Below are 21,426 nucleotides of genomic sequence, written 5' to 3'. Positions count from 1 at the left end.
GTCGCACCCTAGCAAAAATGAAAAATCAAACGATGAAGTTATTTTTATCGCTTAAAAAGTGATGATTTCTTCGTAGCAGGCAATCGCAAAATTGTCTGTCATACCAGAGATGTATTCAATTACGCATTTTTCGTAACTTTCAAAATCATTTACATCAAAAACGGACGGAGTCTGATAGTTTAAACTTGTTTTGTTTTTTGATGAGCCAGTTGGGATGTAATTTGAATATCTTATGAGCCAATCTTCAAAAGTTGAACACAGTCTTGGGAAGTTTCTAAGCGCAAAAGGAAGTCTCCCATTTTTTGCAAAATTTTGAGTTTCCATGAGAACCGTGAATATCGTCTTTAAAACATTTTTTGCATAAGACTTAAACTCTAAAAGCCGCCAATGCGTATAAACTTTTTCGTAACTGAATTTTTTCAATTCCTTTATGAATTTAAAATACTGCTCGCTAAAGCAAAGACCCATTTCTGGAAGCGATTGTTCACATAAATCCACAACCATATCGTTTATTAAAACAGTCGTGTTTACCGCTTTGCCCGAAGAATGACTAATAGTCTCGCCGTTTTTTGTAAGCCCCAAAGTACTTGCAACAATTTCCCTTAACTGCCTGTAACACCCCATGTCTAAAATGTGGTATGCTCTGGCATCCTGTAAATCTCTTCCCAAAAAAGCGATTTTATCGCTCACTTTTACGACGCACCCTTCCCAAGTAAAAGGCTGAACAACTCCAGGAACTTTTATGTCGTAAAGATTCATCGCGTTTTCGCGCGGTTTTATTCCCTGCTGGTCAATTTCGCCACAGTGACAGATAAGCCCGTCCCTAACTGCATAGGTCAGGTTTAATGTTTTTTCTGTTCCGTTTGGGTCGTTCAAAGTTTCAATGTAATCGGCAAAAAAGAGAGAATTCCTTTCGTGCCAGAATTTTTTAGGTGCATTTGCCCCGGGACGCTGTTTCATAAGGCTGTTTAAAATATCTTCTCCAGTGTGACCAAAAGGAGCGTGTCCAATATCATGCCCTATAGCAATAGCCTGAGTTAGTTCCTGATTCAATCCCAAATATTTTGCAACAGTGCCAGCAACAGAAGCCACATGCAAAACATGCTCCATCCTAGTGCAAACGTGGTCGTTGTGTGGCGAATAAAAAACTTGAGTTTTATGCTTGAGTCTGCTGTACGCCTGACAGTGAAGAAGGCGCGTATAGTCGCGGTCAAAATCTGAGCGAATAGAATTGTCTCTTGAATAGATAGGAATTTCGCGCTTGATTGCAGAGTTCCATTTATGGCTCAATACTGTCGTAGCTTCGTTTGCAAAAGAATTTTCCATGCGATAAGTATAATAGAATAAGGTGTTTTTTTCGATAGCAGACAGAATTAAACGATAAAACGAGCGGTTCTTGAACATTAAATCAACAAAAATATTCTGCACATTCAAATATAAAAGGCTAAGTTTCAAACCTCATTCTCTTCCCAATCCATTTACAAATCCTTTCATAAACGGAAAGGCTATGAGTGCGCTTATAAAATCGCTCAGGGCAGGAGTCACCATAATTCCAAATATCGCGGGTGCGCCAAAAAAAGTTGCTATGTAGGGAAGCATTATTATCAAAGGAACAAAAACTATTCCTTGCCGCAATGAAGAAAGCACTGTCGCAGGAATTTTTACGCCCGCAACCTGAAGCAACATATTTGTTCCAAAAATTATCGAATGAAAAGGCAAAATACAAGCGGAAAACTTTAGCGAAATAGAAGCGACTTTTATTACCGCCGCATCATCTCTAAAAATTTGAGCAATCTGCTCGGAAAAAACAAAAACGGCACAGCCTAAAACAAGCATTGCGAAAGTCGTCATCTTTACAAAAAAGCGCACGGATTCCTTTACCCTGTCGTATTTTTTTGCACCCAAATTTATGCCACACACAGGTTGAAACCCTTGCCCAAGCCCAATCGCAACAGCTAGCAAAAGCATGCAAACCCTATTTGCAATAGACATTCCTGCAACCGCAGCATCAGCAGTTTGTGCAGCATTCATCCCTTCAAAAATCATAAACGCACCGTATTTTGCCGCACCAATGTTCATAAAAATGCCAGAAAGGCTTGCCATTCCCTGCCTAAAAAAACTCGGAAGCCCAGTTGTTAAAATGTCTAAATAAACAGAAAGTTTTTTGCTCAAATGCGCAAGGTTAAATTCAACTGGCGATTTTTTTAACAAAAAAATAGAAAGCAAAATGCAAAAACTTGCGATTTGGCTTATCAAAGTTGCAATCGCCGCTCCAGAAATTCCAAGACCAAAAACAAAAATAAAAAGCGGATCCAAAAATATATTAAGAATTCCGCCGCTCGCCATTCCAAGCATCGAAAAAGCCGCTTTTCCCTGGAATCGCAAAAGGTTATTCATCACAAAAGACGCCATCATAAAAGGGCACGCAAGAATTATATAATGAGCGTAATCAACTGCATAAGGCTGTATTGTTGGAGTCGCTCCAAGAAAACGAACAAGTTTCCTGTTAAAAACAAGACCAAACGCGCTAAACAAAAGTCCAAGGCAAAACGCAAAAATGATCGCGGTAGAAACAAAGGTGCTCGCCTTTTTTGGCTCTCCACTTCCCAAAGCTCTGCTTGTAATAGAGCCAGCGCCCATGCCAATCATAAAGCCGCCTGCCTGAATCATAGTCATCAGCGAAAAAATAATTCCAACAGCCCCCGAAGCACTCGTTCCAAGCCTGCTTACAAAAAAAGTGTCGGCAGTGTTGTATAAAGCGGTAACCATCATCGTAATTATGGTCGGAATCGCATTTTTAATTATCAAAGGACCAACCGCTTCCTGCGTCATAATTTCCACAGTATTTTTTTTATTTTCCAAAGGCATAGTTTAATTTTAGGCAAATATCTTTTTCTTCACAATGTCGCCTTTTCATAACTTGGCGTTATCGATAAAACTGCCTAAAAAAACACTCACAAATCAGATTGCTAAAACCGCCTTTTTTTGATACCATTTTCCACAAGTTGCCAACTTAGCTCACCTGGTAGAGCAGCTCACTCGTAACGAGCAGGTACTCGGTTCAAGTCCGGGAGTTGGCTTTTTCAAAAATCAAAAATTACTTCAAAACAAAAAATCACAACAAATCATTATAAGAATTTATATGGGCACTACCCTTTTTATGCAAAAAGGGTCGCTACGTTTCGGGTTCCGCTTGCGCTCCAGCCTTCTCGCTCGCTTATGCTCGCTGCGGTGGCCGCTACGCGCCCTGCACATCGCTAGTGCAAAATCAATTTTTATAAAAATCAAAGTTTTATATTTTCCAGCTAATCATTTTTCATTTTATTTTTTTCTGATAAAATATCTTTATGGAAAAAATAATTGTTTACACAGACGGCGGCTGTTCCAATAATCCAGGTCCTGGCGGTTGGGCTTGCGTAATAATTGCAGAAGGACAGGCAAAACAACATTCCGGTGGCGAAAAACTCACAACAAACAACAGGATGGAACTCACAGCGGCAATCTGTGCTTTACAAGCCATAAACAACACACCAAGATTCAAAGGAATTCCAATACAAGTAAATATCGACAGCCAATATGTAAAAAACGGAATAACGCAGTGGATTTTTTCGTGGAAAAAAAAGGGCTGGAAAACCGCAGACAAAAAACCTGTAAAAAATCAGGAATTGTGGGAACAATTAGACGCCTTAAATTCTTCCATGAATGTAGAATGGAACTGGGTAAAAGGACACGCAGGAATAAAATATAACGAAATTTGCGATTCACTTTGCAAAGCAGAAATAGAAAAACATCGCTAAAAATCGCTTAGAAAAATTGCCTCTCGCTAAAATTTTATCTTTGCAAAAGCAAGCCTACAAAGCATTATCAAACCTCTAAAGCACAATTCGCTTGCCATGGCAATCCATATTCCAACCAGACCGTAAGGTTTAACGAGCACAAAACTCAAGCCCAAACGAACAACCCAAAGGCTAAAAAGGTTCATCAAACTTGGAATCAAAGTGTCTGCCCTTCCCCGTAGCGCACCTGTGCAAACTATGCTCGCACCAAAAAGCGGTTCAGCAAAAAGAGCAATTCTCAATATCTTTACAGAAAGTTCTTGAATTTCAATATCTGGAGTTATAAAAGCAAATACATAAGGGCAAGCAAAATACATAATCCAAGCAATCAATGCCATTATTCCCATACCGTAGGCTACAGTTATCCAGCTAAAAGAGCAAACTAAATCTTTTCTCTTTGCTCCATAACTTTGACCAACCAAGGTTGTAGTTGCCTCTTGAACTCCGTATCCTGGCATATAACAAAGGCTTTCCGCCGTAACGGCAAACGAATTTGCAGCAAGGCTCACAGCGCCCAAGGGGGCAATTATCCTTGTAATAACTACCAAGGCTCCGCTAAATGCAGAACTTTCTAATCCAACAGGAAGTGCAAGTTTTATCGCTTTTTTTAAAACCGCCTTGTCTACAAAAAAATCCTTTTGACCAATAAATTTAAGGGTTTCTGATTTTACAAGTGTAAGATAACAAAATATCAAGGCAACGCTAAGAGCAGAACAAGCTGAACCAAAGGCAGCTCCCTTTACGCCCATATCTAAAATAAAGATAAAAAGATAGTTAAAAATTATGTCTAAAAAACACATGAGCGCATTCAAAATTCCTGGCAACTTCATGTTTCCAGAGCCTTGTTGAACACCACTGAGTAAATAGACAATCTCGTAAAAAGGCGAAGATAAAGCAAACACAAAAAAATACCATAAAGCATCATTATATATTTCAGTGGAAGCACCTAACCAAAGAGGAATTTTAAAACTTAACGAACCTGCAACAATCGCTATAAAAATGCTAAAAGAAGTACAGCATAAAATTGCATTGAACAAAATATTTCTAGCATCTTCACGTTTTCCAGCTCCTATTGCATGAGCTACCTGTACTGTAAAACCAACCGCAATCGCATGCAACAAACTTCCCATCACCCAAGTTGAAGAAGCAACAAGTCCTATACTCGCAGATTGATTTGCTCCCAACGTCCCAACCATAGATGCATCTATGTACTGCATCAATATAGAAGAAAGTTGAGCCATCATACCAGGAATACTTAAATTTAAAACAAACTTTATACGTTGCTTTAACGGAATAGAGGCATTGTCGGTTAATAACTTGGAAAGATCAAAAGTTTTAAACATAGGAAATCATTTTAGTTGTTTTTTATACTTTTGCAAATCAAGCAAAAAATCAAAAAAATATAATTCCGCACACAAAAAAATACATATAAATAAAAAGAGCCCCACCAAATAAATAGTGAAGCTCTTAATCAGGATAAAATTCAAGAATTAATCTTTCTAATCCAACTTAAAGCCTGCAAGTTTGTAAGTTACAACGTCTACAGAATTTTTATTGTCCTGCACTGCCTGTGAAATACCACCCATAGTGTTTTCAAATTCAGTTACAACATTTCCAGATTCCTTTACAGACTTATTTAAAGTTTGAGAAAGATTTACAACATTGTTTATGTCGTCTTTTATCTTTAAGTTATATTCTGTCTGGTGTTTTACAAGGCTGTTTATTTCGCTTACTTGCGAGGCAATCTCGTTTGTAACTTTTAGAGTTTCACTGGCACCAATAGACTGCTCTGCCATTGCGTTGTTTATCGTCTCTACAATTTGAGTCTGCTCTTTTACGCCTGTATTTATGTTTGTAAATACGACAGAAGTTGCATTCATACTCTTAGAAGAGCGTTCTACAACATCAACCATGCTAGAAATCAAATCTGTAATTTCTTTTGTGCTGTTTGTAGTTGATTCGGCAAGTTTTCGAATTTCATCAGAAACAACGGAGAATCCCGCCCCTGCTTCGCCTGCATGAGCTGCTTCGATTGCCGCATTCATTGCCAAGAGGTTTGTTTGGCTTGCAACAGAAGAGATTACCTTTGTTATTTCGGACATTCTTTGCGATTTATCGGTTATAGCTTCTATAAGTTCAAGAGTGTTATTAACCTCTTTTGTTCCGTGCTCTGCAACATTAGAAAGGTTTACAGAAAGCTCTTTTGCTTTACTAATCATATCTGTCATAGATTTTATATTCGCAACCATTTCTGTTACAGCACCAGCGTTTTCTTCAATCGCAACAGTCTGATTCGAAACCAAATCGCTTATCTTTTTAGCATCATCGCCAAGTCTTACTATGTTTTGCTGACTGCTAGTCAAAAGACCATCGAGTTCTTTATTTTTTACATCCATCTGTTTAAATGATGTAGAAAGCATATTTATTGCTCTAGCGGTTTCGTCCGCATGCCCCAACAAATTAAGTGCATTATTGTCAACCATAGAATTTTGATTTTTCACCGCAGAAATAATTTCTTTAAGCGACTCCAAGAATTTGTTCATTTCTGAATTTATTACGCTAAAGTCATCAAAGGTAGCCAAGTTAATTCTCGAAACTAAATCGCCTTCAATGCGCAGTGCAGAAAGTTGATTTGCTGTTGCATAAAAACGCTTTCTAAGGTTATACAACTGAACCAACATAAGAGGAAGACAAATTATAAAACACCAAAATAACAACGGAAGTGAAATTTCTAAAAAGTATGAAACCGTATAACTTCTGTCCGAAAAGCGCGCAATTCCATATCCGCAACAAAGCATATGCCAACCTGTAAAAATGGCAAAGGTAAAAGCTGTGCGACTTATGCTGCTTGTAAAATGCGAAACTTTTTGATTGCCAATGTCTGTTATCTTTAAAAGACGAATATACTTTTGAGCGAATATTTCAAAAAGAATCGTATTGTAAAGAACGTGAAGAGAAGCATAGCAAACACAAAGGCCAACTATTATAAAGAAAGTTGCCGCCTGTTCTCCAGCAGTATTGCCTAAGGATATTTTCCCTTGTGATGCTTTTAAGAGGGTTACGCCAGCGTTTCCTATAACATAAGCGGTATATAAAAGCACGTAGGTAACAATCTTGATTTTCTTGAATGCTGGGATAAAAAGCAATTTTTCAGATTCACTAATCGTTCCGTTTTCAGCCTTCTTTACAACCTTTAGTACTGGAGATATAAAGATTCTTACTAAAATTGAAACGATAACGACTGCCAAAATCGCCACAACGATTGTAGACGGAAGCCCCTCCAACCAGTTTTTGATTCCAGTCTGATGGATATGGACATTTTCCACCAGAGACAGCAACGGCACACCAATTATGGCGGCCGTAGCAAAAATTACTAAAAATAAGGTAAAAAGATTCATTCCTACATTCTAATTCATAAACAAAATATTAACAATTTTTTGTATTTAATATTTCATTATTGAAACAGCGGTGTTGAAAGATATCTATCGCCTGTATCAGGTAACAATACAACGATATTTTTGCCTTTGTTTTCTGCTCGTTTTGCAAGTTCGATCGCAACCCAAGCCGCAGCACCAGAAGATATGCCAACCAAAACACCTTCTTTTTTCCCTATGAGTTTCCCAACCGCAAACGCATCTTCAGATGTAACTGTAAAAATTTCATCGTATATCTTTGTGTCTAAAACATCAGGGATAAATCCTGCGCCAATTCCCTGTATTTTATGAGGACCTGCAACGCCAGTTGTAAGGACTGCTGAATCTTTTGGTTCCACAGCGATTATTTTTACATTTGGATTTTTCGATTTTAGATATTTGCCAACTCCAGTAACAGTTCCTCCAGTGCCAATTCCTGCAACAAAGATATCCACCTTGCCGTCTGTATCTTCCCAAATTTCAGGACCAGTAGTTTCAAAATGGGCTTTTGGATTTGCAGGATTTTCAAACTGCCCCGCAATAAAACTGTTTGGCGTTGAATTTTTTATTTCTTGAGCTTTTTCAATGGCGCCTTTCATTCCCTTTGAACCTTCAGAAAGAACCAGTTCCGCACCATAAGCCTTCATAAGCTGGCGTCTTTCTACAGACATGGTTTCTGGCATAACAATAACCAATCGGTATCCCCTTGCCGCCGCAACAGAGGCAAGCCCTATTCCAGTGTTGCCAGAAGTAGGTTCTATTATCGTCGTACCTTCTTTTAAAATTCCCTTTGCCTCGGCATCGTCGAGCATGGCTTTTGCAATTCTGTCTTTTACAGAACCTGCAGGATTAAAGTATTCGAGCTTTGCAAGAACTTTTGCCCCAAGATTCTGCTCCTTTTCGATATTAGAAAATTCAAGGATTGGTGTCCTTCCAATAAGTTGATCGGCTGAAGTGTAGATTTTTGACATAATTTTCCTCCTGTAAAAATCGTCGATGAAAGTTTTAGCTTTCAAAAAAAATTGCTACGCACTTCCTAAAAAAATAAAGGATGCGTATTTGATAAAAATAAACGCCAACTTTTTTTTTGCATTTATTTTCTACTTCGTTTATAAAACTTTTTTAATTCCCTATCTAACCACTAGGTTTTGATAGGTATTTTATAAATCTTATTACCTACTTAGTCAATAGGTAATAAATATTTTTTGAAGAATATTTAATTTTTTTACGCACTTTAAGTAAAACGACCTATTTTTTATCCGATAATTTTATTTATGAAGACCTTTATTTTTACTTTCGTAACTCTCATTCTCCTTTGTGCATGCAAAAACGAAAAAAATCAAACTTTGCTGCAAATTCAAGAAAATGAAAAACTTCACACTTGGTATTATTTTGACCAAACAGGTTTTAATAAAACATCTTTGCCACAAAAATCACCAATCTCTTCCTTAAAACCTTGGACAGAATCCATACGCATAAGCGATGCAAATACAGATTTGCAAGACAATGGTTATTTGATTGTAAACAGGCTTGGAGTTATTTATATTTACAATGGTGAAGAACCAATTTTGATTCAGGATTTTCAACTTTTTTCTAATTCAACTGCCTCCAATTTAATTTTTGAAAAAAATCTTCCTTATCTGTGTTTAACGCGTTCAACTTTTTTTAATCAAGATTCAACTGTAAGAAAAAAAAGCGACAATTTCGAAGAAGACAGACCTTTTTTGATAAGATTTTCGCCAAACGAAAAATCATTTTTTCCTGTTATAACCTACAAAGATTTAAATCTGGAACAAATCGGGGAAATCACTGGCACGTATTTTGACGGAAAATCATTTTTTTCTTCAATTAAGAAAATCGTAAACGAAAAAACTTCATTTTCTTACATAAAATTTTATTCACCGCAAAGTTTAGAAAGCCTTTCGCCTTACAGCCAAAAAGGAAAAATAACGATAAGCGAAACGACTGAAGAAAACTTTAGAACAAAAAACTCGCCGCTTGCCTTTGAAGATGCACCGATTCGATTAAAAAAACTTTTATCTTCAATTCCAAAAAATTTTGATTTTGCTGTAAACTGCAAAAGTTCAGGCGGATTTTCACCTAGGATTTACAGTTCAAAAGCTGATTCGCAGTTACTGACAAATTCTTGTGCTATAATTTGTGATAGTTGGGCATGCGCAGTTTTTGAAGACGGAACAACATATTTTAATGGTGCTCTAAAAAACAGAAGCATTTTAAACGATGGGAAAAATATAGCGTTAAGGCTTCCAAAATTGCCAGAAGAATACAAATATTCGTCTTTTTGCATAAGCGGAAAATTTCTTGTGGCAGGCTGGGAAGAAACAGACTTTTATAAAACAGGGCGCTCTGGCTTTTTACTCGTAGATTTGGAAAAACTTTTATACAAAGATTAAATGGCAAATATGATAAAAAAAATAAAATTTCAAAATAAAAAAGTATTTTTCGCATTCATCTTTTTTTCAACGATTTTTTTTAGAGGATTTTCGCAAGAGGATTCAGAACAAAAAATCAACCGTGACATAAATTTTTTCTTTACTTTAGGACCTGTTATTCAGGTAAATACAGATTCTTCTTCCGCTCCAAATCCTGTAAATTTTACAGCAGGGATTGGATTTGATTTTTTTACAGGCAAAATAATTGGCCTAGAATTAAAAACGAATTTTTTTACAGGATATGCACTCTGGGACGGCAAAATTTTCCGCCCAGCAGAAATAGAAAATCGCACAGCGTTGGTATTTAACAGCCTTTGGGATATTGATGCGACACATTCTTGGGTGTTTTCTTCAAGCCAATTACAGATTTGTGCAGGGTTGAGTTTTTTATTGAGATATGCAATTTTAGCAAACGGAATAAAATCTTCTCAAACAAGCAAATATTCTACAGGAACAGCAGGCGACGATGTTAAAGAGATAAACAAAAGTTTTTACAGCGATTTTAATTTTTTGTATCCAAACTTAGGACTAACTTGGCTTTACAATTTCAACGCAAAATGGAAAGCTGGATTTGAAACAAAACTCTACTTCCCATTGGGAGCAATTATCGACGGGAGAGGCTTGGATTCTATGCTTATAAGCATTGGAGTAAAAGCCTTGCTGGTAAGATAAGTATTTGTAATTAAAACTATTTTTCCAGCAAAGCTAAAAAGTAAAAACTAGATTCCTACAAAGTGAGTTTCAACCTTATCCTTTACATAAGAGATAAAATCTTCTAACTTCATAGTCTTTTGTTCTAAGTTGCTAGACTGCCTAAATCTTACGCTGACAGTTTTTTCGTTTTTTTCGTTTTCTCCAACAACCAAAATGTAAGGAGTTTTATGCTCCTTTGTTATAACTTTGATTTTTTGTCGCATATTGTCATCTGAAAGATAAGCATTTGAGCGAATATCCTGTTCAAGCAAGGCTTCATTAACCTCTCTTGCATAATCATCAAATTCGTTCTTTACAGGAACTACAGCAACCTGTTCAAAGGCAAGCCAAGTTGGAAAGTTCCCTGCAAAATTTTCTATCAGAATTCCCAAAAATCTTTCCAGAGAACCCAAAATTGCACGATGCAGCATTACAGGATGGTGTTTTTGGTTGTCTGAACCTATATATGTGGCATCGAGGCGTTCAGCAGACGGCAACTGAAAATCCGCCTGAATTGTTCCACACTGCCATTCGCGTCCCAAGCAGTCGTAAAGTTTAAACTCAAGTTTTGGTCCGTAAAAAGCACCTTCGCCTGGTTGAATTTCAAAATCAAGACCTGCAGCTTTGCAAGCATCCGCCAAATCTTTTTCTGCACGCTGCCAAGTAGCAATGTCGCCAACGTGATCTTCTGGCATTGTAGAAAATTTTACCACAAGTTCATTAAATCCAAAATCGCAGTAAACTTTTTTTAGGAGTTTACAGAATTTTGCAACTTCTGAAGCAACTTGCTCTTCTGTGCATATTATGTGTGCATCGTCCTGAACAAAACCTCTTACGCGCATTATGCCGTGCAAAGTTCCAGACGGCTCGTTTCTAACATCGTGGCCAAATTCTGCTAAGCGCATAGGCAAATCTTTATAAGTTCGCAGTTTGCTCTTAAAAATTTCTATTGCACCAGGACAGTTCATCGGTTTTATCGCAAAAACTCGTTTTTCAGATTCCGTTATGAACATATTGCGCTGGTAGTGTCCCCAGTGTCCAGAACGTTCCCAAAGCGATTTTGGCATTATTGCAGGGGTATTCACTTCTTGATAGCCGTCGCGACGAACCATCTTTCTCATATAATCCTGAATAACTGTGTAAATCGTCCAACCGTTTGGATGCCAGAATATCTGCCCCGGGTCTTCTGGTTCAAGATGGAACAAATCCATATCTAACCCAAGTTTTCTGTGATCGCGTTTTTCGGCTTCTGCAAGCATCTTTAAATAATCATTTAACTCGTTAGGTCTTTCAAAGCAAAGAGTATAGACCCTTGTTAGCATCGGTCGCTCAGAATCGCCACGCCAGTAAGCTCCTGCAATTTTATCTATTTTAAAGCTCTGAGCATTTATCTCTTTTGTAGAAGCAACGTGAGGACCTCGGCACAAATCTAAAAATCCGTCCTGCTCGTAAGTGGAAATAACAGAACCTTCTGGCAAATCGTTTATTATTTCGATTTTATATGGTTCATCGGCAAAAAGTTTTAACGCTTCTTCTTTTGAAACTTCTTTTCTAACAAATTGCGCTCCAGTTGCAAGAATTTTTCTCATCTCTTTTTCTACAGCAGGAAAATCTGCTTCGGTAATTTTGTGGTCGCTCGGAAAATCAAAATCGTAGTAAAAACCGTTGTCGATTGCAGGTCCTATAGCGATTTTTGTTCCCGGAAAAAGATTTTTAATTGCTTCTGCCATAACATGCGCACAGGAATGGCGGATAGTCTGTAATTTTTCATTTTCAGCCATAAAAACACCTCTACAACCTTACACAAAATGCGAAAGGTTTTTTATAAATAAGTTTTTACAGAATATCGATTTGCAGGCTTTGTTTCAACTTATGCGAAAGATTGTAGAAATTCAAAAAAATGCCGATAATAGTAATTGATATGGCAGATACCAACTTTACACAGCAGTTATTAGCTGCAATCGGAGCAAAATCTCAATGGTTTGACGAAGAGGAACTTCCAGCGGTTTTGGAGAACTATCGTCTACTTCACTCTTGCGTAAAAAATCTTATTGAATTTCTCTTAAAAAAATCGCTGATTTCCCCTGATCCATACAAAAAAGAAAAAAAGATTTCGGATATACTTCCGCCAGAAAGCACTGCGTTTACAGAGAATGAACGAGCAATGGTAATGGGAACAAGGCTTTCCGATTATGACAACACTTTAGATTTTCTTTGCAATTATTACAAATTTTCAGTATCTAGCCTTTCACTTGTAAACATAAAAAAACTTCTCGATTTAAACAACGCAATTCAATGGAATTCATTTTCGGTAAATTCAAACAGCACAAACACTAAGGCAACCGCAACAATGCTTTTAAATGCGAGGCAAAACTCCGACTCAATGACAGCGAGCATGGTAAACGACAGCCTAATAAAAGCAGGAAAAGCTCTTCTTTCAATAAATAAAAGCCTAAAAGAACTTTCGGAATTTCAAAAAGAACTTTACAAGAGTTCTGTACGAGAAAACACATTTTCGCATCCGTCATTCAACGTACAAAAAGCAGAATCCAGCCCCGCAGAAGAATTGGCACAGATAAAAAAGAACTTTACTTCTACAATGGGAAAAATTCCTTTTTACAGCGAATTGATTGACGAAATAATTGCAGAAGATCATGCTCCAAACAAGGCGGAACTGCAAAAAGCCCTGTTAAAAAAATTGGAAGTTTCTGGTTCTGAATCTTCAAAACAGGAAAAAAAAGTTGATACAAAAGAGATAATTTTAATCGCTTTAAGAGTTTTTGGCGCAATGCCTGGACAGCTAACACAAGTAAAGAAAAAGATTGAAGAAAATTATGAGCTTTTGGAAAGCGAACACAACAGTTTTTTTGACAAACTAAAAAAGGCAATTAGAAAAGCGTTTAATCTTGAAGAAAAACCTGTTTATTATAATCTTACCTTAACAGATGCAACTACTGCGGTAAAAACGCACGAAAAACTTGATTACTTTCAATTTATAAGCGAACTGGATTTACGAGCGAGAAAATACGCCTCTGCTGGTGTAAAAAAAGCACCTATGTACGAAAGGATTGCTTCTCTTCCAGAAGAAAAAGTCCTTGAATACGTAAATCAGCAAATTTCAGAATGCAACGTACTTTTAAAACTTTTAAATGCTTTGGACGAATTCTTTAAAAGTGCGCCTTTGCCACAAAATCGGTCAAAAATAAAAGGTTTGCAGATGGAAATAACTTCATTAAAGAATTCTGTTGTAAAAGCAAACCAACACCGCTCTGAGTATACTGCTTATATTAAAGAAGAAGCTCAACTTAAAAAATTAGGAATACCCAATGCTTAAAAAAATTGCACACGCCGTTATCTTTTTCTGCTGCCTTGTTTTTTGTTTTCGAGGATACGCAGACGAATTGGAAGATATTTTAAAAGAGCAAAACAATAGTAATTCAATCGAAAATAAAAAAGAAAATTCTTCAAACGCGAACGAAAAAAATCAACAAAAATTTAAAAGCGAACTCCAAAGAACTTTTTACATAGTATCTGCAAGCAATCAACTCGATTTAAATCCGCACACTTCAAGTTATTCAAGCGAAGCGCAGATTATAAACTCTTTGCAGGAAGGGCTTTTTAATTACGACCCGAAAACTTTAGAGCCAACGCCAGCCCTCGCCCAAACTTATAGAATTTCCCGAGACAAAAAACGATGGACATTTACTATTAGACAAGGGGCATTTTTAAGTGATGAAAAACCTATAACTGCACAAACAATCGTTGACAGCTGGCTTTTGTTGCAAAAAACTTCCAATGCGCCTTACGCTTCTTTGCTGGATTGTATTGAAGGCATTAAAGAATACAGAGAAAACAATGCTGAAAAACAAAGCGTCGGACTAAAAGCAAAAGGACAAACGCTAATCGTTACTTTAAAAAATCCAACTGCACACCTGCCAAGCATTTTGTGTCATCACGCTTTTTCTGTTTTTACAGGAGATAAAAATGTTTTTTCTGGCGCATACAAGCTCGCTCAATCAAAAGATAAAGTTTTAATCCTCGAAAAAAACGAAAATTACTGGGATAAAGATAACATCGCTTTGCCAAAAATCGAGATAAAACTTTCGGAAAACGAAAAGGAAAATACTTGGCTTTTTAACACAGGACGTGCGGATTGGGTTATGAGTTCTCTAAAAGCGGATTCAATTTTAAATAAAGACAGCATAAGATTGAGTGCCATTTTTGGAACAACCTTTCTATTTTTTACCTGCAAAAATGAAATTTGGAATCATAGCGAATTTAGAAACGCACTTTTAACCGCTATTCCTTGGGAAAAACTCAGAAAAGACAACCTTATCCAAGCGACAACTTTAGTTTATCCGCTTGCAGGTTACCCAAATGTAGAAGGCTTAACTTATTATAGCGAAGAAGAAGCTGTAGAAATGATGAGTGAAGCAAGAAAAAAAATAGGAATTCCTTTAGAAGAAAAACTTGAAATAAAATTTGGAATTTACGGCAACGAATATATGAAAAAACTTTCTGAAATTTTAAAACAAGCATGGATTCCACTTGGAGTAGAGCTCGTAACATTTAAAATTGAAGATGATCGCTATTTTTCTAGCATTCCACACCTAAATTACGATATGTTCACTTATTCCTGGATTGGAGACTTTGCAGACCCCTTGGCTTTTCTTGAACTTTTTAGAGAAGGTTCTACTTTAAACCAGACAAAATGGAAAAATCAAGAATTTACAAATATCTTAAAACTTGCAGATGAGCAAACCAACTCACAAGAACGATTTAAACTGCTTGCAAAAGCAGAACAAATACTCTTGGATTCTGCTCTGATAATTCCTATAAGTCATTCTGTAAGCCTGCATGCTATAAACTTAAATAAAGTTGGAGGTTGGTACACCAACGCGTTGGATATTCACCCTTTTAAATACCTTTATATCAAAGAATACGAAGAAGAAATTCCTGCAACAATCGTTATGCGATAAAGCCGTGCTGTAATTTACAATGCAAATATTGCAAATTTTCCGATATTTGCTGAATAATTTTTTATAGTAGCACATCGCATTACTCGACCGGCTGTGCGTGGTTGCGCTAGCGCTCCATTGGCTTTGCCAACGCTTACGCGCCACTTCCATCCGGGCTAAGTTTTACTGTTTTATCCAATAAGTTTTTTCTCGCTTTCTATAAATGTTTTTTTGCACTCTGTAAAAAATGTACAAGTGATAGTAAGGGCGGCGAAGCCGTTGCGACGCGTAGCGTAGTAATGGAGCCAAAGGCGTAACCCTGAATAGCACGGTTTTTGCGTAGCAAAAATGCCCCAAAAAAAAAGAGGCATTGAAAGACAATATGCATTTCAACACCCCGATTAATATTTTAAATAACTATAGTTTTATAGAACTTCTTCTATTTTAGTTGCGTCAACTCCTGCGCCAGTTAATTTTTCTTTTACACCGCTTCCTGTTTTTACTTTGAATTGTCCAGTATAGCCGTAAAAAGCATTAGATCCAATTTGATCAATTTGTGCGCATGAATACAAATCGATTTTTGTTATATTTTTGCAACCATAAAAAGCAGCCTCGCCAATTGTTGTAAGAGTTGCTGGTAAAACTATCTCGCCTGTCAATGCTTCGCACATATTAAATGCATAGTCGCCAATCGTTTTAAGGGATGTACTCATAGAAAAATCTATGTTTTGCAATTTTTTACATGTATCAAAAGCACTTGCTTCAATATCAAGAAGACTTGCAGGAAGTTGTACAGAAGACAATGATTGATTGTTTATAAAAGCATTTTTGCTAATTTTTGTAACGCTTGAAGGAATTGTATTTGCTTGTGGAACGGAAGGAGCACCAAAAATCAATTCGGTTTTTGCTTTGTTGTAAATAATATTGTCTACAGAACAAAGTTCAGGATTTTGCGAATCGATGGAAATACTTGAAAGTTTTGTACAGCCAGTAAAGATATTTCCAATTTTTGTAAGACTTGCTGGAAGTTTTACTTGTGTCAATCCTGTACAGCGATTAAATGCAGCATTTGCGATTTTGGTAAGCTGTGTGCATGCTGAAAAATCAAGTTCTGTTATATTTTTACATTTAATAAAGGCTGAATCGCCAATTTCTTTAAGGGTTGCAGGAAACTGCACCTTTCCTGATATACCTGTGCAATCATTAAAAGCACTTGAACCTATTACTTCTAAGTTTGTTGGCAAATTTAGAGTTTCGATATCTGAGCAACCTCTAAACGTTTCATTTTCAATTATTTTAAGTTTTGTACTTTTTGAAAAATCTAGTGTTTTTAAACCTGTACAATCATAAAAGGCTTCCGCTGCAATTGTTGTAAGATTTTCTGGAAAGTGCAATTCTGTTATTCCAGAACAACCGGAAAATGCTGCGCCATAAATTCCTTTAAGAGTTGAAGGGAATTTCACTTCCGTTAATCCTGTACAATTTTGGAACGCTTCTTGAGCGATATCGGTAATTCCTTCTGGTACTGTTAAAACGCCAGTTGGTTGAGCACCTCTATATCCTTTAAGAAGTGAACCTTTTATTATTAAACCGAGTTTCCCACCTGTTTTTTCGCAGGTTACTTGAGGAGAACCAGACATACCGTGGATAGTAATTAAAGCGGTAAAAGGGTCTTCGTTTGTGTCGATAAGTACAGATGCTTTTAATTCTTCGTTAGTTTGTGGTGCTCCAGTATCGTAACATTCTATATACCACTTGCCGTCTCCTTGATCGGTAAATTTTATATTGGAAAACTTTTTAGGCATATATGAATTTTGTATATCTACAAGGTTTGCCTTAAGGACTAAAGTTACTGGGATACCCATAAGGTTACCACCGGTATATTCCCCGTATATTATAGTTTTAGGATCGTTTGGATCTGGGGTTGACGGTGTGCTTGGTGTAGACGGATTTTCCGGAGTCGATGGCGTGCTTGGGTTAGACGGATTTTCCGGAGTCGATGGCGTGCTTGGGTTAGACGGATTTTCCGGAGTCGATGGCGTGCTTGGGTTAGACGGATTTTCCGGAGTTGACGGAGTTGGATCCGACTGCGATGGGGACGTGCTATTGCTACAAGCGATAAACGCAAATAGCCCAACAAATAAAGCCATGCACATACATGCATGAGAAATTTTTTTAATCATAAAACCTCCATTTTTGTTAGCAATAACTAATAAAAATTATCTGACAGTAACTTTAAACGCGTTTTTTTGTCAATAAGTTTTGATTTTTTATAGGAGAGAAAAACAGAAAATTTTATTTAAAATGCGCCAGTCTATGAAGCCCCGCAAGTCCGCTTTATGCGGATGAGCGCCAGCGAAGGGCGGAACAGACGACCTGCGTAAGCAGGGGGCGCCCTTAGTACTTGAAAGTATTAAATACTCACGAAAGTTTTTTATCTTTTTTTAAAGCATACAACAAAGCAAACAATATCATTGCACTCAAGTTTATAACCAAAAGACCAATAGCACCTATAAGCCCAATTCTGTCGCCTATTGAACCGATTATCTGAGGAGTTATTATTCCACCAAAAGCAGAAATTGCAAGCAACATAGACATTCCCAAATCCGAACCGTTTATGGCAGGACTTGCCGCGCTTACGACTGTGGGATAAATTCCTGCAAGGAAAAATCCAAGTCCTACAATCGAAAATCCTATGACTGTAAGATTTTGAGTTGCTGTCATCAAAAAGAAAAAGAATGCGCCAGCAATGCAGTCCGTTAGGATGATTGTCTTTTTAGAAAATTTTGTGGATAAAATCGCTGTTGTAAGGCGGCCAAATAAAATTGAAAGCCAAGTAAAAGATACTAATCCGTTTGCAAATGCACCTTTCATTATTCCTGTGCTTTTAAAATAAGTTACAAACCAGCCGTTTATGCAGTTTTCAAAACCAAGGTAAAAGAACAACAGTAGTCCGCAGATGTAAAAAAGTGGCGACTTCCAGAAAGAGCGATTTTGAGATTTTGAATTGTCGTTTGCATCTTTTGATTGCGATTTTGGATTTTCGATTGACGAAGAATTTTTTCTAAAATCTTTTATCTTTAACTGCGAAAGCAAAACGATAGAAATTATCGAACCCAAAGTCAAAATCCAGATGCAATGCTTCCAACTGTAGCCAGCAGAAACTACTGCCGTTAAAAGCAAAGGAGAAGAAAACGCCCCGATTGCAAATATCATGTGGAGAATGTTTAGAGCAGCGGCAGAACCTTCTGAATTTTCGTTTATGTATGCGTTATTAAAGACAGATGATGAACCGCGAGCGATTCCAAGTATTACAAAAGTAAGGAGCAAAACTGGAACTGTTGGAAACAAAGTGATTAAAATTAAGCACAGTGGCTGAAAGCAAATCGTAAAAATAAAGGCATTCTTTCTGCCAAACAACTTTGTAAGCGAAGGATATATAAAACTTGCAGCAAAGTTACCGATTGCAAAAACGCTTAAAAGGCTGCCCGCTGTTGCAAGGTTGATATTTGCTTGTTCTATTATATAAGGAAGAATTGCACCAAGAACGAGCGCCACCGAACCGTTAATCATAAAGGCAAAATAATTTGGAAAAAATCGCTTTATTTGAAATTTGTCTGTCATAATAGAAAGAAGTATATCACAAAAGAAAATTTGTTCTAGGGAACAGTTTGTTAAGAAACAATTTGTTAAAAATGCGCCAGTCTATGTAGCCCCTTTAGTCCACCGCAGGCAGCACGCTTGCGTGATGCCGAGGAGGATGAGCGTTAGCAAAGGGCGGAACAGACGGCCTGCGAAGCAGGTGGCGCCCTTATAAAACAAAATTGGCGGATTCATTGAATAATCTGTCGCAGAAGTCTATAATCTTTATATTAGTTTTAATTTTTTTATAGAGGAATTGATAATGGTTATTCTTACATTGAACTGCGGTTCATCTTCGGTTAAGTATCAGGTTTACGATTGGGACAACAAAGACATTCTTGCAACTGGGATTGTTGAACGCGTAACGGCTCCTGGCTCTGTTATAACACACAAAGCAAAGGGCAAAGAAAAATTCATTCTCGAGAGCCCTTGTCCTACACACAAAGAAGCGATTGAATTGATTTTGAATGCAATCTCTAGTAAAACTCACGGTGTTATTACCGATATGAGCGTTATTGGCGCTGTTGGGCACAGAGTTCTCCACGGTGGAGATAAATTCACTAAATCTGTAAAAGTTACTCCTGAAGTATTAGAGACTTTCCGCTCTGTACAGGATTTGGGTCCTTTGCACAATCCTGCTAACATAATGGGAATCGAAGCCGCTCAAAAAGTTTTGCCAAACGTCCCTCATGTTGCAGTTTTGGACACAGCTTGGCACCAGACTATGCCTGCTTCATCTTACCGCTATGCTATTCCTAAAGAGTGGTACGAAAAATACTCCGCAAGAAGATACGGCTTTCACGGAACTTCTTTCCTCTATACCGCTAAAAGAGCGTCTGTTCTTTTGCACAAACAGCCTAAAGATACAAACGTTATAATTGCCCACATCGGAAACGGTGCTTCTATGTGTGCTGTTAAAAACGGATGCGGCTATGACACTTCTATGGGTATAACTCCGCTTGAAGGTTTGGTGATGGGAACTAGAACTGGTGATATGGATCCTGCGCTTCCTTTCTACATAATGAGAAAAACTGGCATGTCTGCACAAGAGATGGACACCGCTATGAATAAAAAATCTGGGCTTTTAGGACTTACAGGCAAATCTTCTGACCGCAGAGACGTTACAAAGATGGCTGCCGAAGGCAACGAAGACTGCAAACTCGCCATAGAGATGGAATGCTATCGCCTTAAAAAATATTTTGGTGCTTACATGGCTGCAATCGGTCCTATTGACGCTATTGTTTACACAGCAGGAGTTGGCGAACACTCTGCGACAATTAGAGCAAAGGCTTTGGAAGGTCTTGAATGGATGGGTGTTAAAATTGATCCAAAAAAGAACGCCCTTGCTAACACCGGCAACGCAGAAACCTGCATTTCAACAGATGATTCAAAGATAAAGGTTTTTGTAATTCCTACAGATGAAGAACTTGTAATGACAGAAGACGCTTTTGCAATAATGAACGGAAATTATGATGTTCACACAAACTTTACTTATTCTTTCCAATCGCCTTCTTATCGCAACAAAGCACGCGAAGAAGCTTTGGTTAAAGAGATTGAAGAAACTCCAGCGTTAAAAGACATCATTGTTAGAGGATAAGAATACCCGTTGCATTCTATCGCACTAGAAAAATCGCCTGCACTTTAAAAACAAAAGTTTTAGTGTGGCGGTAACAATGGGAAGCACTTTGAACACAGTATTTCAGAGTGCTTTTTTTATGCAACGAATTATCGCTGGCAGGTTGATTCGTGGATTTTATCTGCTATTTGCCTTCCAGCAGCGATTTCTACAAATTTCATTGAAAACTGTTCTGCGGTTCCAGGGCCACGTCCTGTAAGAACATTGTTGTCCAGCACAAACGGCAGACCCTTTTTGTGTGTGCTGTTTTCCAAAAGTTCTTTTGCTTTAGTATCGCCACCACACCACTTTGAAACTTCATCTTCCATTCCAGGATAGCAGGTCCACTTTCTGTTTGCCAAAATTCCTGTGTGTGCCAATACAACCGCAGGAGAAGCGCACATTGCAGCAACAAGTTTTCCTTTGCTTTCAAACTCTGTTATAAGTTCAAACAAAAATTGATTGTCGCTCAAGTTTTTTGCTCCCGGCATGCCTCCAGGAAAATAAATCGCGTCAATATTTTTGCTGGAATCATTATTTATAAAATCTTTTAACAAAACATCTGCAACAACTTTTATTCCGTGGCTACCCTCAACTACAGAAGATATCACAGGACATCCGTCTTCTGGCACGCTGACAACAGTTACATTCTGCTCAGCACGGCGAAGATAATCAACAACAGTAAAGGCTTCTATTTCTTCAAAGCCTGGTGCAATAAATACCGCTACATTCATAAATGCATTTTAGCACAGTTTAAGCGATTACAACAAAATCTGATTGAAAAATCAATGTTATTATTTTAGAATTGAATACAAT

At 37.4% G+C, this 21,426-nt stretch carries 15 protein-coding genes and 1 tRNA gene; 7 read left to right on the top strand and 9 right to left on the bottom strand.

What is annotated here, in order from left to right; all coding sequences use genetic code 11:
* Positions 1–51: 51 nt before the first annotated feature.
* Positions 52–1,326, bottom strand: coding sequence for a deoxyguanosinetriphosphate triphosphohydrolase family protein (locus tag FXX65_RS05925; RefSeq protein ID WP_147615499.1), 1,275 nt, complete (start codon positions 1,324–1,326; stop codon positions 52–54).
* 132 nt (positions 1,327–1,458) lie between these two features.
* Positions 1,459–2,868: an MATE family efflux transporter gene (locus tag FXX65_RS05920; RefSeq protein ID WP_147615498.1), complete on the bottom strand. Its 1,410-nt coding sequence runs from the start codon at positions 2,866–2,868 to the stop codon at positions 1,459–1,461.
* A 139-nt stretch (positions 2,869–3,007) separates the two neighbouring features.
* On the opposite strand from FXX65_RS05920, the gene FXX65_RS05915 reads away from it, so the two are divergent.
* Together FXX65_RS05915 and rnhA are read left to right on the top strand one after the other, a co-directional pair.
* A tRNA-Thr gene (locus FXX65_RS05915) sits at positions 3,008–3,080 on the top strand.
* Positions 3,081–3,347: 267 nt separating this feature from the next.
* Positions 3,348–3,797 carry a ribonuclease HI gene (rnhA, locus tag FXX65_RS05910; protein WP_147615497.1) on the top strand — a complete coding sequence of 150 codons (450 nt, stop codon included), beginning with the start codon at positions 3,348–3,350 and terminating at the stop codon, positions 3,795–3,797.
* Between the two features lie 26 nt (positions 3,798–3,823).
* On the opposite strand, the gene FXX65_RS05905 is transcribed toward rnhA, so the two are convergent.
* The 3 genes from FXX65_RS05905 to cysK all read right to left on the bottom strand — a co-directional run bounded on the left by FXX65_RS05905 (position 3,824) and on the right by cysK (position 8,220).
* Entirely contained in the window at positions 3,824–5,179 is a 1,356-nt protein-coding gene (locus FXX65_RS05905) for an MATE family efflux transporter (RefSeq protein WP_147615496.1), read from the bottom strand.
* A gap of 156 nt (positions 5,180–5,335) precedes the next feature.
* On the bottom strand, positions 5,336–7,234 hold the full coding sequence (locus tag FXX65_RS05900; protein ID WP_147615495.1) for a methyl-accepting chemotaxis protein: 1,899 nt from the start codon (positions 7,232–7,234) through the stop codon (positions 5,336–5,338).
* A gap of 56 nt (positions 7,235–7,290) precedes the next feature.
* The gene (gene cysK, locus FXX65_RS05895; RefSeq protein WP_147615494.1) at positions 7,291–8,220 is read right to left on the bottom strand and encodes a cysteine synthase A; all 930 of its coding nucleotides are present in this window, start codon (positions 8,218–8,220) and stop codon (positions 7,291–7,293) included.
* 303 nt (positions 8,221–8,523) lie between these two features.
* Between cysK and FXX65_RS05890 the strand changes: the two genes are divergently transcribed.
* Positions 8,524–9,663 (top strand): hypothetical protein, encoded by a 1,140-nt coding sequence (locus FXX65_RS05890; RefSeq protein WP_147615493.1) that lies wholly within the window; start codon positions 8,524–8,526, stop codon positions 9,661–9,663.
* The gene (locus tag FXX65_RS05885; protein WP_147615492.1) at positions 9,664–10,374 is read left to right on the top strand and encodes a hypothetical protein; all 711 of its coding nucleotides are present in this window, start codon (positions 9,664–9,666) and stop codon (positions 10,372–10,374) included.
* Positions 10,375–10,421: 47 nt separating this feature from the next.
* Here FXX65_RS05885 and thrS read toward each other — a convergent pair whose 3' ends face one another.
* Complete coding sequence (gene thrS, locus FXX65_RS05880) at positions 10,422–12,176, bottom strand: threonine--tRNA ligase (RefSeq protein WP_147615491.1); 1,755 nt, start codon at positions 12,174–12,176, stop codon at positions 10,422–10,424.
* A gap of 140 nt (positions 12,177–12,316) precedes the next feature.
* Between thrS and FXX65_RS05875 the strand changes: the two genes are divergently transcribed.
* Positions 12,317–13,729: a hypothetical protein gene (locus FXX65_RS05875; protein WP_147615490.1), complete on the top strand. Its 1,413-nt coding sequence runs from the start codon at positions 12,317–12,319 to the stop codon at positions 13,727–13,729.
* Positions 13,722–15,374 carry a peptide ABC transporter substrate-binding protein gene (locus FXX65_RS05870; protein WP_147615489.1) on the top strand — a complete coding sequence of 551 codons (1,653 nt, stop codon included), beginning with the start codon at positions 13,722–13,724 and terminating at the stop codon, positions 15,372–15,374. The genes FXX65_RS05875 and FXX65_RS05870 overlap by 8 nt, the downstream gene beginning before the upstream one ends.
* Positions 15,375–15,778: 404 nt before the next feature.
* Here the strand turns inward: FXX65_RS05870 and FXX65_RS05865 are convergent, their stop codons facing one another.
* The gene (locus FXX65_RS05865; RefSeq protein ID WP_147615488.1) at positions 15,779–17,536 is read right to left on the bottom strand and encodes a leucine-rich repeat domain-containing protein; all 1,758 of its coding nucleotides are present in this window, start codon (positions 17,534–17,536) and stop codon (positions 15,779–15,781) included.
* 238 nt (positions 17,537–17,774) lie between these two features.
* Positions 17,775–18,977, bottom strand: a complete 1,203-nt coding sequence (locus FXX65_RS05860) for an MFS transporter (protein WP_147612981.1) — start codon at positions 18,975–18,977, stop codon at positions 17,775–17,777.
* A gap of 280 nt (positions 18,978–19,257) precedes the next feature.
* On the opposite strand from FXX65_RS05860, the gene FXX65_RS05855 reads away from it, so the two are divergent.
* Positions 19,258–20,592, top strand: coding sequence for an acetate kinase (locus FXX65_RS05855; RefSeq protein WP_147615487.1), 1,335 nt, complete (start codon positions 19,258–19,260; stop codon positions 20,590–20,592).
* Between the two features lie 128 nt (positions 20,593–20,720).
* On the opposite strand, the gene FXX65_RS05850 is transcribed toward FXX65_RS05855, so the two are convergent.
* The gene (locus FXX65_RS05850; RefSeq protein ID WP_147615486.1) at positions 20,721–21,344 is read right to left on the bottom strand and encodes a DJ-1 family glyoxalase III; all 624 of its coding nucleotides are present in this window, start codon (positions 21,342–21,344) and stop codon (positions 20,721–20,723) included.
* Between the last annotated feature and the right edge of the window lie 82 nt (positions 21,345–21,426).

It is taken from the genome of Treponema pectinovorum (assembly GCF_900497595.1).
Lineage (GTDB): Bacteria > Spirochaetota > Spirochaetia > Treponematales > Treponemataceae > Treponema_D > Treponema_D pectinovorum.
Note: the sequence above shows the minus strand (reverse complement) of the source record. Positions and strands in the feature narration are given on the sequence as shown.